Raw genomic sequence first — 13,766 nt, 5'->3', positions numbered from 1 at the left:
TTCACTGAATTTCAGTGGGAACCACTGAGCAGGACGAAAGGTAACACCATGAAGCAGTCCATTTTCGGCCGCATGGCGCAGCTGGCGAAGGCGAACATCAACTCCCTTCTGGACCAGGCAGAAGATCCGCAGAAGATGCTGGACCAGATGGTCCGGGACTATACGAACAACATCGCGGAGGCCGAATCCGCGGTGGCCCAGACCATCGGGAATCTGCGCATGCTGCAGGACGACTACAACGAGGACATCAAGAACGCCCAGGACTGGGGCAGGAAGGCCCTCGCCGCGTCCCGCAAGGCCGACGAGTACCGCGCCAACGGCGACGCCACCGACGCCGAAAAGTTCGACAATCTCGCCAAGGTCGCACTGCAGCGGCAGATGGCGTCGGAGAACGAAGCGAAGGCCGCCGAGCCGAGCATTGCCTCCCAGAGCGAGGTCGTGGACAAGCTCAAGCACGGCCTCGACCAGATGAAGGGAAAGCTCAACGAGCTCACCAGCAAGCGCAACCAGCTGGTGGCCCGCTCCAAGACTGCCGCGGCGCAGTCCCAGGTGCACGATGCCCTCAAGAGCATCGACTTCATGGATCCCACGTCGGAGGTGGGCCGCTTCGAGGAGAAGATCCGCCGCGAAGAAGCAAAGGTCCGGGGCCAGCAGGAGCTCTCCGCCTCCAGCCTGGATGCGCAGTTCAACTCGCTTGAGGATCTCGGCGAGCAGAGCGAGATCGAAGCACGGCTCGCCGCGCTGAAGTCCGGCGGCTCCCCCGCCGCCATTGGCGCCGGCGAGGGCAAACGGGCCCCATCCACCGTCGAGGAAGCCGACTTCGACAAGCTGTAGGCCGATCGGCAAAGCTGCCGCCCACCTCCCGCCCACCGGCCAGCCCCTCACGCCGGTCACCGAGGCCGGGTCTCCTGAACGTTCAGCGGACCCGGCCTCTGCCGTGCCATGCCGTGCCGGGCCGTGCCGGGCAGTACTGTGCAGGGGCCGTGCCGGGCAGTGCAGGGGCCTCCCCCGGAGTGCGTCCGCTTGGCGGTGCACTACAAGGTCTTCACGCCTTCTGGAAGGCCTCTCTTTACGGGTAGCGGGCCCCGGCTTCCGCTGGACGCCCCGGGCGGCTCCCGCCACCGGCCACGGACTCCTCCGGACAGCCGCCGGCAGTGAGTCCCTGGAGAGCTGGGCGCTGCCCCCCAGAGGGTAGCGGGCCCCGGCGCCTCACCCTACTTCCGCATATTCAATCCGGTCAGGCAAAGAGAGAAGTTCGACGCCGAGGGCCGCTACCTGCGCCGCTACCTTCCGGAATTCTCCGGACTGGACGCCCAGCTGGACTATTCAGGCTCCGTTGTTGGGCGAGGACGGCTGAGCCCGGACTGTTCATCGGGACAAACAGGCTGCCACGGGACAATAAGACTCTGGACAATAAGAAAGGCCCGGATCGTCAGATCCGGGCCTTTCTTATTCTTCTTCAGTTGCGGGGACAGGATTTGAACCTGTGACCTCTGGGTTATGAGCCCAGCGAGCTACCGAACTGCTCCACCCCGCGTCGCTTGATCAACAATACCCTACTTTGCCGGGACTCCCGACCACTACCCGGCACCGCACCCGGCGCCCCGCACGCATCGTCCGGCGTCCGGCATCCGGCATCGCACCCGGCGTCCGGCGTCCGGAAGCCACGGGCCGGGCTTAAAGCAGAGAGCCCGGAACACTGTTTCCAGCATTCCGGGCCGTCTTCTTCAGTTGCGGGGACAGGATTTGAACCTGTGACCTCTGGGTTATGAGCCCAGCGAGCTACCGAACTGCTCCACCCCGCGTCGCAAGATCAACTCTACCTGCCGGTGAACTTGAGGCCAAATCGAGGTGGCGTGATCTGCATCTCGCATGCAAAAGCCGGGCCCACTCCAGTGGAGCAGGGCCCGGCTTTCAGGCGCCGTTCAGGTCCTTCGGGTCAGCTGCTTGGCGTGGGGGCCGGGGTTGCCGTCGGGGCGGTCGTCGGGGTGGCCGCGGGCGCCGGGGCAGGAGCCGCCGCGAGCTTGGCCTCGGCGTCGATCGCCTTCTGCAAGGCCGCGGAGAGCCTCCTCTGCTGGTCACCGTAAGCCGCGAAGTCGCCCCTGGCGAGGGCTTCCTGGCCTGCCCTGATCGCTGCATTGGCTTCGTCCAGCGCAGCCTTCAGTTCCGCCCTCGCGTCAACGGTTCCGGTGGCCGGCGGCGCGGCACCGTCCGGCGGGGTGACCGCCGGAGTCTGGCCATTGTTCGCCGAGTCACCGGCCGTGGCGCCCGAATCGCCGCCGAACAACTGGTTCAGCGCCGCGTCCAGCGTCGGAGCGAATCCGATCTTGTCGCCAAACGCCACCAGCACGCGCTGCAGCGTGGGGTAGGAGGTCTCACCGGTGGAACGCAGATAGACGGGCTGGACGTACAGCAGGCCGCCGCCGACCGGGAGCGTCAGCAGGTTGCCGTTGAGCACGGCGGACGCACCCTGGCGCAGCAGGTTCAGTGCCTGCGAGACCGTCGGGTCCGAGTTGAACTTGTTCTGCGCCTGGCCCGGGCCGGGCACCTGGGCTTCCGGTGGGATCTGCAGGAGCCGCAGCTGGCCGTAGCTCTCCGCCTTCACGCCCTTCTGGTTGCCGGCGTCGGAGTCCGCGGCCAGGAAGCCGTAGAGCACGTTGCGGGCGGTTCCGTTGACCACCTGCGGAATGAAGGATGAGGTCAGCTGGAAGGCCGGCTTCTCCTGGTCAGGCATCTTCAGCGACATGTAGAACGGCGGCTGCTTGACCTCGTCCTGGACGGTGGGGTCGTTGGGCACGCTCCACGCGTCGTTGTTCGTGTAGAAGTTATCCGGCTGGGTGACGTGGTAGCGGCCCAGAAGTTCGCGCTGGACCTTGAACAGGTCCTCGGGGTAGCGGACGTGGCTCATGAGCGCGCCGGACATTTCCGAGAACGGCTTCAGCGAGGTCGGGAAGACGTTCTGCCAGGCCTTGAGCACCGGGTCCTGGTCGTCCCAGGCATAGAGCGTCACGGAGCCGTCGTAGGCGTCCACCGTGGCCTTGACCGAGTTGCGGATGTAGTTCACCGAGCTGTTCGGCAGAGCCACGGTCCGGCCCGCCGTCGTCTGCGAGTCGGTGGTGGCCGCGGACAGCTGTTCCTGCTGGGAGTATGGGTAGTACTGGCTCGTGGTGTAGCCGTCCACGATCCACTTCACCCTGCCGTCCACCACGGCCGGGTACGCGTTGCCGTCCACCGTCAGGTACGGGGCGACTTTCTCGACGCGGTCCCGGGGGTCGCGGTCGTAGAGGACCTGGGATTCGGCGTTCACACCGTCGGAGAGCAGCAGGTCCGAGGACTGGAACTTGATCGCGTAGAGGATCTTGTTGAAGAAGGTGCCGACGTTGGGGCCGCCGTTGCCGGTGAAGGTGTACTGCGTTTCCGCGTCCCCTTCCTTGCCGGCCGGGCGGTCCTGCTCGCGGTGCGGGGCGCCGTCCGGAGCGCCGACGATGGAGTACTCGGGCGAGTCTTCGCCGAAGTAGATCCGCGGCTGGTACGTGGAGTCATTGCCGAGCACACCGGTGGACGGGATGCCGGCCTGCAGGAAGTCCGGCTTGCCGTCGGCGGTGAACTTGTTGCCCTTGGCGGCAACAACGCCGTAACCGTGGGTGTAGACCACGTGGCGGTTCAGCCAGGACTGCTGATTGGTGGCCAGGCCGTCGGGGTTGAGCTCACGGACAGCAATGACCGTGTCCTGGATCTTGCCGTCCACCTCATAGCGGTCCACGTTCAGGGCGCTGGGGAACTGATAGTAGGGCCGGTACTGCTCCAGCTGCGAGAACGCATCGGAGATCAGGTTCGGGTCCAGCAGACGGATGTTGGCGGTGGTCTCGGCGTCCGCCGCCAGGGCGCCCGTGGCGGCGTTCGTCGTGGCGTTGTACCGCTTTTCCTGGATTTTATCCAGGCCGTAGGCGTCCCTGGTCATGTTGATGTTGCGTTCGATGAACGGCTTCTCCAGCGTCTGCTCCGAGGGACGGACCTGGAACTGCTGGATCACCCAGGGGTACACGCCGCCGGCCAGGATCGAGGTGATCACGAGCATCGCGGTACCGATCACAGGCAGCCGCCACTTGCCGATCACGGCAGCGACGACGAAGAGCACGGCGACGAGGGCCGCGGCGACGGCCAGGATGGACTTGGTCGGGATGACGGCGTTGACGTCCGTGTACAACGCACCGGCCCACCGTCCGCCGTTATTCTGCACCGCTGAGAAGCGGTCCAGCCAGAAGTTCACGCCGAGCAGCAGCAGGAACGCCGCACCGGTGACTGCCAGGTGGATCTGGGCGGCCCGGCTGGTGAAGATGCCGCGTTCCATGATCCGGATGCTGCCGTAGAGGTAGTGCGTGAGGATGCCGGCGAGACCGGCGATAATGGTGACGCTGATCAGGAAGCCGGTGATGAAGCCGAAGAACGGCAGCGTCATCAGGTAGAAGCTGATGTCCATGCCGAACTGCGGGTCGTTCTTGCCGAAGGGCTCCTGGTTCAGGAACAGCAGCACCTTCTGCCACTGGCTCGCGGCGGCACTGCCGGCGAAGAGGCCGAACAGGACCGGGAGCCCCACCATGACGACGCGGCGGACGGGCTCCAGCTGGACCTGGTAGCGGTTAAGGTTGTCCCGGATATCCGAATCCGGGGCGTAGACCGGCCGCGCGTGGTAGGCAATCCGGATGGCGAAGAACACCGCGGTGAACATCATGACAAAGCCGGCCAGGAAGATCGCGATGCGCGCCAGGTTTTCGGCCAGGAAGACTTCGAAGAAGCCAAGCTGCTGGTACCAGAGGACGTCCGTCCAGACATTGGCGAAGAAGATGAACCCGACCACGATCAAGGCAACGACGATCAACGTCGGCGTCAATGCGCTTCGTCGTGTCTGCGGTCTTCCGGGCGGGACGGTGCTGGCGGGACGGGACAAACTCGGTACCTCATAGCTGGTCGTCAGTTGCTGGTTTAGTTATCAGTCGGTGCGGGTTTAGTTATCAGTCGGTGCGGGTCAAGCCACGTTGTTGCTGCATTGTACGACAGCGGCCCGCCGGCAGGGCGGGAATACCGTCATAGGTGCCACGAGTGGCAGCGGATCTTAGTTCCGGTGCCAGTCTAGTTGCTGGAACAGGCGGGAAGCCCGGATGTGTCGGCGCCCGACGCCGCCAGTTCGACGGCTTTCCTCGCCTCGGCCAGATTCTCCACCTTGACCACCTGCAGACCGGCCGGAATGTGCCCGGTCACCTCATCGCAGTTGGCGGAGGGCGCCAGGAACAGGGTGGCCCCGCCGGACCGGGCGCCGTACATTTTCTGGGCGACGCCGCCAATCGGGCCGACGGCACCGTCGGGGGTGATGGTTCCGGTTCCCGCGATGTGCTTGCCGCCGGTCAGATCCCCGGGTGTGACCCTGTCAACGATCCCGAGGGCGAACATCATCCCTGCGCTGGGACCGCCGACCTTTTCGAGTGAGATCTTGACATCGAAGGGGAACGTGAACTCGTACTGCAGCATCACGCCGAGGATGAACCGCCCGGTGGCGGCCTTGGCAGGAGTGATGGCGACCGGAATGCGGGTGCCCGCCCGGTCGACGGCGACCGTCACCGGAGCCCCGTTGCCCGCGGCAAGTTCCGCCTGGACGACACTCAGCGCGGTGATCGGCTTGTCGTTGATGGCGACGAGCACATCGCCTTCCTGCAGCTTGCCGCTGGAGGCGGAGTCCTCCGGGACGCCCGCGACCCGCATCTTCTGCTCGAACGGGATGTTGAGTTCCTTGAGCGCCGAGGCGACGGCATTTTCCTGCGACGTGGTCATCGCGACGGCACTCTCCTGCTGGGACTGCTCCTTGGTCACGCCCTTGGGGAAGAGACCAGTTCCTCCGGGTGCACGGCCTTGGTGCCGTCCAGCCAGGCCGAGAACGCTTCGAAGACACTGACGGGCCCGTTCGGGCCGCCGTCGACGTAGACGGTCGTGAGGTCAAGGTTGCCCATGGCGGGAAAACTTTCATGCCCGGTGATGCTGATGACGGGCTTGCCGTTGTCATCGCCGAGGGTGTTGAACGTTGGGCCGGGCGATTCCACGACGTACGGGACGGGCAGGCTCACCGCAGTGATGCCCAGCCCCAGCGCGAGAAGGCCCGAGACGAGCATGGCGGAGGACCGTTTGTCCCTGTTGCGGGGCGCGCGGATGCGGGGCCCCCGCGGTCCACCGAGGAACGCCCTGCGGCCCCGCGCCTGGCCGGCCGCTGGATCGCTGGCGGGCTGCTCGCCCTGGGTAATCGTCAAAGAAGGACCTCTCCGTGCCGGCGCCCGGGACCCTGCGGAACCCGTGGACAGCGCACCGCCGCCGCAGCGGCGGCTGCCGCCTGCAAATATTCCAGCCTCTAACACTACGCGCTCACCCGCCGGAACGGCGCGGCGAACGGAGTCTTTGCCTAGAGCGAACGGGGCACACTTTCGGCAGACAGCCCCTCTCGCCGCGGGGTACCGTGAAGTTGAGAAGAAGCCACACCGACGATCGGCGGGATCATGACCTCCAACCCACTCAATCCATCCAATGGTGACGAGGAACCCAAGGATCCGCTGGCAGAAATGCTGAAGAACCTGATGGGCGGCCAGGGCATGGGAAATATCGACCCCGCGGAACTCGCCAAGGCGGCCGGGCTCCCCGATGACCCGAATCTCCTCGCCCAGATGTTCTCGCAGGTCCAGGCGATGATGAGCGCCACCTCAGAAGGGCCGGTCAACTGGCAGCTCGCGCATGAAAACGCCCGGCGGGTGGCCGCGAGCGGTTCCGACCCCTCCGTCACGGCCCGGCAGACCCGTGAGGTCGACGAGGCCCTGCGCCTCGCCGAGCTCTGGCTCGACCAGGTCACCGGGTTGCCTGCCACCGGGCTGATCGGCCGGGCATGGTCCCGGGCAGAATGGGTCGAGGAGACTCTGGGGACGTGGAAGCGGCTGACCGAACCGGTCGCCAACAGCATCGCGAACGCGCTTTCCTCCGCAATGACCGAACAGATGCCCGAAGAGATGAAGTCCATGATGGGCGGCGCCTCGTCGATGCTGCAGAACATGGGCGGGGCGATTTTCGGCATGCAGCTGGGTCAGGCCATCGGCGCCCTCTCCGCTGAAGTCGTCAGCTCCACGGACATCGGGGTTCCCCTGGCGGACCTCGAAATGGCGCTGCTGCCCTCGAATGTGGCGAAATTCGGGGAAGGCCTCGGCCTGCCCGAGAACGACATCCGGCTGTTCCTGGCCGTCCGCGAGGCGGCCCACGCCCGGCTGTTCGTGCAGGTACCCTGGCTCCGCGGCCACCTGCTCGGCGCGATCGAGGCCTACGCCCGCGGCATCCACATCGACACATCCCGGATCGAGGAGCTCGCCAGGGAGCTGGACCCCAGCAATCCCGAGGGCATCCAGGAGGCGCTCTCCCAGGGTGTCTTCATGCCGCAGCGCACGCCGGCGCAGGAACAAGCGCTGGAGAAGCTGGAGACGGCCCTCGCCCTGGTGGAGGGCTGGGTTGATGAGCTTTCCTGGGCTGCCACCAAGAAGCTGCTGCCCTCGGCCGGGGCCCTCCGCGAGACCGTCCGGCGGCGCCGTGCCACCGGAGGCCCGGCCGAACATGCCTTCTCCTCCCTCGTCGGCCTGGAGCTTCGTCCGCGTCGGCTCCGGGAAGCCGCCACATTGTGGGCCTTCCTGAAGGAGGAACGCGGCGCCGAGGGCCGGGACGCAATCTGGCAGCACCCTGATCTGCTTCCCACCGCGGAGGACCTGGACGATCCGCAGGGCTTCAGCGGCCGCCGCCAGCTTGCCGAAGCGTCCGACACCGAGGTGGACGACGCGCTGCAGAAACTGCTGAGCGGCGGCTTCGACGAACCCGAGGGCGGTTCGCCGGCCGAGGGTGAGTCCGGAGAACCCGGGTCCCAGGATCGCGGCCCGGACGAAGATCCCGGAGACGGCGAAAGCCCCAAGTCTTAGCAGCCCGCAAACCCTCCATCAGCAGGACCGGGCGGAGGCGTTCGCAGGCCCCGGTGGGAACTCCGGTTTCCGCCGGGGCTTTTCGGCATCCGGCGCCAGGCGTGGCCGCCGACGTTGCTGCCGTCAGCCGATCCCGGCCGCGTCGTCGACGTCGTCCGTGTCATTCCAGCCGCCGTCACCGGAGTCGCCGCCCGGCGCGAGGCCGCGCGAGGTCGCGAAGGAAACGCCTTCCAGGAAGGCCTTGGCGCGTTCCGTGTCGGAGTAGGCCTCCAACAGCCGCCAGAACGCGGCGTTGTGGCCGGCCACGAGCAGGTGGGCCAGTTCGTGGAGTAGCACATAGTCAATGACCCACTGCGGCATGGAACGGAGCTTGTCGGAGAGACGGATGCTTCCGTCCGAGGGTGTCGCCGATCCCCACCGTGAGTTCTGGTTGCCGACCCAGCGGACCGACGACGGCACGGCGCGGCCGCTGAAGTATTTTGCTGACAGCTCCGCGGCGTGGCCGGCCAGGGCGGCATCGCTGCGCGGACGCCGCTTGCCGGCGGCTGGGGCTCCCCGCTCCCCCTGAAGCCGGAGCTTCTCCAGCATCCGGTGCACCCACTCACGCTCCTGATTGCGGGTGAAGGACGCGGGTATGGCGACCACGGCGGTACCGTTTTCCCAGAAGGCGGCAACCGTCCGGCGACGGCGGGCCGAGCGCCGCACCTCCACGGGTGCGCCCTCGGGCGTGGTCAGCGGGACAGCCGCCAGGGCTGCCGGTGTGGGGGTCCGGTTACCGGCCGGGCGGCCCGAAGCGCCGGCCATCAGAGGCTGGTGCTTTCGACGAGGACGGCCAGCACCGCTTCACCGTACTTCTCCAGCTTCGACGGGCCCACCCCGGCGAGTTTGGCCAGCTCTTCCAGCGATGTGGGGCGGGCCTCGGCGATGGCCGTCAGGGTCGCGTCGGTGAAGACCACGAACGCGGGGACATCCGCCTCGAGGGCCACGTCCTTGCGCCATTGCCGGAGCGCGTTGAAGGTCTGCTCCTCATAGCTGGGCGGGCACTGGCTGCAGCGTCCCACCTTGCGTTCGGCACCGGAAGAGAGCATGCTTCCGCAGACCCGGCACGACGCCGGAACGGCGGCTTTCCGGCGTGGCGCCGCACCTTTGCCGCGGACGGAGGAGCTGGCAACGGAGTCGGGGCGCAGTCCGTCCAGGAAACGGGACGGCTTGCGGTTGGCGCGGCCGCCGGGTGTCCGCGCGGTGGACCAGGACAGGAACAGGTGCTCCCTGGCGCGGGTGATGCCGACGTACAGCAGGCGCCGTTCCTCGTCCACGGCTTCGGGGGTGTCCGCGAACGAGATCGGCACGAGCCCTTCACTGAGTCCCACAAGGAAGACGGCGTCCCATTCGAGGCCCTTGGCAGCGTGCAGCGAGGCCAGGGTCACGCCCTGGACGGTCGGGGCATGCTGTGCGAGGGAGCGTTCCTGGAGTTCGTTGACGAAGTCGGCGAGGGTGAACTGTCCGCCGCGGCTGAGCACGAGTTCATCGGCGAGGGCCACGAGCGCCGCCAGCGATTCCCAGCGCTCCCGCACAGCGCCGCCGCTGTGCGGCGCCGAGTCCGTGTAGCCCAGGGAGGCGACAATGTCGCGGACCAGCTGGCCGAGCGGTTCGGGTGCGGCAGTCTCAGCGGCCGCCCGGGTGGCGGCCCGAAGCTGGAGGATGGCGTCACGGACTTCCTTGCGGGCAAAGAAGCGCTCACCGCCGCGCAGCTGGTAGCCGATCGCGGCCGAGGCCAGGGCCTGTTCGTACGCTTCGGACTGTCCGTTGGTGCGGAACAGCACCGCGATCTGACTCGCGGGGGTGCCGGCGTCCAGCAGTCCGCGGACCTTGACCGCCACCGTGGCGGCCTCCGCCTCGTCGTCGGTGCACTCGGTGAATTGCGGCACCGGGCCGGCCGGGCGCTGCGCCACAAGCTGCAGGGGAGTGGCCCAGGCCGCGTCCGCCACCGGACCGCCGCTGCGCCGGCCCGCCAGCAGCTCGTTGGCCAGCTTCACGACCTGTGGCGTGGATCGGTAGTCGCGGATCAGCTTGACCACGTTGGCTGCCGGGTACATCGCCTTGAAACCGAGCAGGTGCTTCGGGGAGGCGCCGGTGAACGAGTAGATGGTCTGGCTGGCGTCGCCCACGACACACAGCTCATCGCGTCCGCCGAGCCACAGTTCCAGCAGCCGCTGCTGCAGCGGCGAGACGTCCTGGTACTCGTCGACGACGAAGTGCCGGTACTGCTCCCGGACCGTGGCGGCGACCTTGGGGTCCTCCTGCAGGATGCCCACCGTAATCAGCAGCACATCCTCGAAGTCGATCACGTTGCGGTCCGTCTTGACGTCCTCATAGGACTGGAAGACCCGGGCAACGGCGGTCAGGTCGAACCCGCCGGGGTTTCCGCGCGTCTGCGCATTTTCGAGGTAGTTGGCCGGAGTCAGCATGGACACCTTGGCCCACTCGATTTCGGAGGCGAGGTCCCGGATCGAGGCGCGGTCGGTACTGAGGCGGAGCCGACGGGCAGCCTCGGCGATCATCTGCGCCTTGTGGTCGAGCAGGTTCGGCAGCGCGCCGCCGACGGCCTGGGGCCAGAAGAACTGCAGCTGACGGAGTGCGGCGGCGTGAAAGGTGCGGGCCTGGACGTTCCCCACGCCGAGGTCCCGGAGCCTGCTGCGCATTTCGGCCGCGGCCCGCGAGGTGAACGTGACGGCCAGGAGCCGCTGCGGGCTGTAGACGCCTGAATGGACGCCGTAGGCGATCCGGTGGGTGATGGCACGGGTCTTGCCGGTACCGGCACCCGCCAGCACACACATCGGTCCGTTCAGGGTGCTCGCGACCTCGCGCTGTTCGGCGTCGAGCCCGCCGAGGATGCGCTCCTCCAGGGAACGGTTGTCCGGTTCCTGGGGAGATGCCTGAGCGGACGCGTCGTGAGGGGTTTCGGCGTCGGGCAGGAGGCCGGGGAAAGTCCTGGTGTTCACGTTCTCTGTCGTCACTTCATGCTGCTTAGTCGCTGGAGGGTTTCGGGTGGGCGGTGGCACTGCAGGGCCACGCAACCGCTGAGGGTGTGCATCGGGGCATCATTGAAGGTCCACGCGGTCCTGGATGACGCCGCCGTACCAGTGCTCGATGAGTGCCCGGGCAATGGACAGCCGGCTGGAGATGACGATTTCGCCGCTGAGCACTGCGTCCTGCAGTTCGCTCCGGCTGAACCAGCGCGCCCTGGTGACCTCGATGCCGTCGGGCGTTGCTGTGGCGTCCCGGGTCGTCGCGGTGAACCCGAGCATCAGCGAGGCCGGAAAGGGCCAGGGCTGGGATCCGAGGTACTGGCAGGCGGTGACGCGGACGCCGACCTCTTCGCCGATCTCCCGGACCACGGCCTGCTCCAGGGACTCCCCCGGTTCAACGAAACCGGCCAGTGTGGAGTAGTTCCGGGCGTCCAGCGGGCCTCCGCCGCCGAGCAGTAGCCGGCCGTCGGCACCGACCACGGTGACGATGATGGCGGGGTCAGTGCGCGGGTAGTGTTCGGAACTGTCCGCGGGGCAGCGGCGGACCCAGCCGCCGGCCTCCGGTTGCGTGGCGGTACCGCAGCGCGGGCAATAGGTGTGGCTGGCATGCCAGTTGGCGATGGCACTGGCTTCGAGGAAGAGGGCGGTTTCCGTAGGGTTAAGGCCGGCAGCGACGTCCCGGAAGCCGGCCCACCGTGCCCCTGCGGGGATGCCGGCGATGTGCGCTTCGAATTCCTCGGCCTTGACCTCGAATTGCCGTGGCAGCAGGAAGAGGACCAGCTGCGTTCCTGCCTCAAGGTCCGAACCTGGCAGCGCCGCGCCCAGATAGATCAACTGGTCCGGGGCGTAGTCGGTGTCCCGCAGGTGTTCGGCCAGTTCGGCCGCGTCGAGGAGGACCAGGCTGTCACCGTCGATGAGGGCCTGCCGTCCGGAGAGAACCATGGCCCGGGCGGTCCCGGAGGCGACGAGGTCTTCCAGCATATTCGGCTTCATCCGCGCGGCGGATCCACGGTCAATCAGTGCGGGGCGCACCGGGAGAACGGTGTCCTGGAGGTGGTTGGCGAGGAGGCCCGGTCCCGGCGGGGTTGGCGTGCCCGGCCATGGTTCGTTCCCTGACGCCGGTGGCTCCGCAAGACTCATGTACCCACCGTACTGACTCCCGCTGACAATTGACATTTTCAGGGGGTGTTTGCGGGAGCGGTCACGCGGCTTGGTGACCGCGGACACGCACTGGTTCCGACGCGGGCTTTCCGGATGCTATTTATACCGGATCTGGAGACTCGCCGTGGTGCATCGCAGTCCTGGGCGCTGCTCAATCTACCGTGGAAGCGTGAGAAGAAAACCAATCGAACTGGCAGCTGTGGCAACCGCGGCAGTCCCCGGGCTGACCCCGACCGCCGTTAGCTCTGCGCCTGACGATCCGGCGGACTTCGATTCGGCGCTCCTCCTGGACTCCGAAGGCAAGCGCTGGCGCGTCCGATCCCCCCGGCACGCCGAGGCCAGTGCCCGGCTGGAAACGGAGTTCATGGTGCTGCGGGCCTTCGCCCCCGCGATCCGCGCCGAGCTCCCCTTCCTGATGCCTACGGTCGCCGGCACCGTCCGGCAGGGCCCGCTGAGCACGTTCGTATACTCGCACTTGGGCGGTTCCACCCGTTCCGTCGAGGACCTCAGCGAAGGATCCGCCGCCCTGGCCCGGGAAATCGGGGCGGCCATGGCCGCCATCCATGACCTGCCGCGCTCCCTCGTCAGCAACGCCGATCTGCCAAGCTACACGCCGAACGAGTTCCGCCAGCGCCGCCTCAATGAGCTGGACCAGGCGGCAACCACCGGCAAGATCCCGCCGCTCCTGCTGCGACGGTGGGAACACGCGCTGGAGGACGTGTCGCTGTGGCGGTTCAACCCCTGCGTCGTCCATGGCGATCTGCACGAGGACAACCTGCTCGTCGAAGGCGAGCGGGTGACCGCAGTAACAGGCTGGACGGACCTGCGCATCGGCGACCCCGCTGACGACATGGCCTGGCTGGTCGCCTCGAACGAGCAGGACTTCGTGGACGCTGTCCTGGAGCACTACACCTCCGGCCGGCGGGACGCCCCCGACGCCCATCTGCTCCGGCGCGCGGCCCTGTCCGCCGAATTCGCGCTGGCCCAGTACCTGGTCAAGGGTCTCTCCGCGGGGAACCAGGACATGATTGACGAGGCCGAATCGATGCTCACGGCGCTGGCCGAGGACGTCGCGGAACACGGCGGACAGCCGATCAGTGTGGAACCCCTGCCCCAGCCGGTGGCCCCGCCCGCCCCGGGCCAGCCTGCGGGCCCCGAGAGCATTCCGGTGCCGGCCGTGAGCAAAGTGACGCTGCTCGCGCCGGACCCGGCGTCCGGCCTGGCTGCGGTTCCGTCGAGCAGCGCGATGCCCGCCGTCCAGGTGACCCCCATCCCCGTCGACGAGATCAGCGGCAATGACGGTGGTATCGGCGGTGCTGACGAGCCAGGCGACGGTGTGCCCGTTGCCGCGGACGGCGCGACCGCCCGCAACGCTGACGCGCCCGGCGCGGCTGGCGACGCCGCAACTGCGGACGGCGCGACCGCCCGCAACGCTGACGCGCCCTACACTGACGCGCCCCACGCGCCCGGCGTGGCCGACGACGCCGCTGGCGGCTCTGAAAGTCCGGAGGGCGAGCCCCGGCCAGCCGACGGCGAGGACGCCCCGCAGGACACGCCCGCAGCCAGCCGGACCAGCGAGACCGCCGAT

6 protein-coding genes, 2 tRNA genes and 3 pseudogenes are annotated in these 13,766 nt (G+C 67.6%); 4 read left to right on the top strand and 7 right to left on the bottom strand.

Features of this window, described 5'->3' with window-relative positions; all coding sequences use genetic code 11:
* The first annotated feature begins 48 nt into the window (after positions 1-48).
* Both QFZ69_RS05180 and QFZ69_RS23230 read left to right on the top strand, forming a co-directional pair.
* A complete protein-coding gene (locus QFZ69_RS05180; RefSeq protein WP_306916086.1) occupies positions 49-834 on the top strand; it encodes a PspA/IM30 family protein in 786 nt (261 codons plus the stop codon).
* A gap of 351 nt (positions 835-1,185) precedes the next feature.
* Positions 1,186-1,482, top strand: a pseudogene (locus QFZ69_RS23230) (FAD-binding domain-containing protein); the annotation flags it as partial.
* Here the strand turns inward: QFZ69_RS23230 and QFZ69_RS05170 are convergent.
* The 4 genes and pseudogenes from QFZ69_RS05170 to QFZ69_RS05155 all read right to left on the bottom strand — a co-directional run bounded on the left by QFZ69_RS05170 (position 1,464) and on the right by QFZ69_RS05155 (position 6,296).
* Positions 1,464-1,537, bottom strand: a tRNA-Met gene (locus QFZ69_RS05170). The pseudogene QFZ69_RS23230 and the gene QFZ69_RS05170 sit on opposite strands and share 19 nt — an antisense overlap.
* Before the next feature lie 194 nt (positions 1,538-1,731).
* Positions 1,732-1,805 (bottom strand) — tRNA-Met (locus tag QFZ69_RS05165).
* 134 nt (positions 1,806-1,939) lie between these two features.
* The gene (locus tag QFZ69_RS05160) at positions 1,940-4,948 is read right to left on the bottom strand and encodes a UPF0182 family protein (RefSeq protein ID WP_306916084.1); all 3,009 of its coding nucleotides are present in this window, start codon (positions 4,946-4,948) and stop codon (positions 1,940-1,942) included.
* 182 nt (positions 4,949-5,130) lie between these two features.
* A pseudogene (locus tag QFZ69_RS05155) lies at positions 5,131-6,296 on the bottom strand (PDZ domain-containing protein).
* 243 nt (positions 6,297-6,539) lie between these two features.
* On the opposite strand from QFZ69_RS05155, the gene QFZ69_RS05150 reads away from it, so the two are divergent.
* Positions 6,540-7,988, top strand: a complete 1,449-nt coding sequence (locus QFZ69_RS05150; protein WP_306916081.1) for a zinc-dependent metalloprotease — start codon at positions 6,540-6,542, stop codon at positions 7,986-7,988.
* A 123-nt stretch (positions 7,989-8,111) separates the two neighbouring features.
* Here the strand turns inward: QFZ69_RS05150 and QFZ69_RS05145 are convergent, their stop codons facing one another.
* From QFZ69_RS05145 to nudC, 3 genes are all read right to left on the bottom strand, one after another.
* On the bottom strand, positions 8,112-8,792 hold the full coding sequence (locus QFZ69_RS05145; RefSeq protein WP_306999952.1) for a M48 family metallopeptidase: 681 nt from the start codon (positions 8,790-8,792) through the stop codon (positions 8,112-8,114).
* A complete protein-coding gene (locus QFZ69_RS05140; RefSeq protein WP_306919599.1) occupies positions 8,792-10,894 on the bottom strand; it encodes an ATP-dependent DNA helicase UvrD2 in 2,103 nt (700 codons plus the stop codon). The genes QFZ69_RS05145 and QFZ69_RS05140 overlap by 1 nt, the downstream gene beginning before the upstream one ends.
* Positions 10,895-11,089: 195 nt before the next feature.
* Positions 11,090-12,157 (bottom strand): NAD(+) diphosphatase, encoded by a 1,068-nt coding sequence (nudC, locus tag QFZ69_RS05135; RefSeq protein WP_306916078.1) that lies wholly within the window; start codon positions 12,155-12,157, stop codon positions 11,090-11,092.
* 190 nt (positions 12,158-12,347) lie between these two features.
* Between nudC and QFZ69_RS05130 the strand changes: the two are divergent.
* Positions 12,348-13,589, top strand: a pseudogene (locus QFZ69_RS05130) (macrolide 2'-phosphotransferase); the annotation flags it as partial.
* Positions 13,590-13,766: the final 177 nt, after the last annotated feature.

The organism is Arthrobacter sp. V1I7, from assembly GCF_030817015.1.
Lineage (GTDB): Bacteria > Actinomycetota > Actinomycetes > Actinomycetales > Micrococcaceae > Arthrobacter.
The sequence above is the reverse complement of the archived record's forward strand: the minus strand, read 5'-3'. Positions and strand labels throughout refer to the sequence as shown.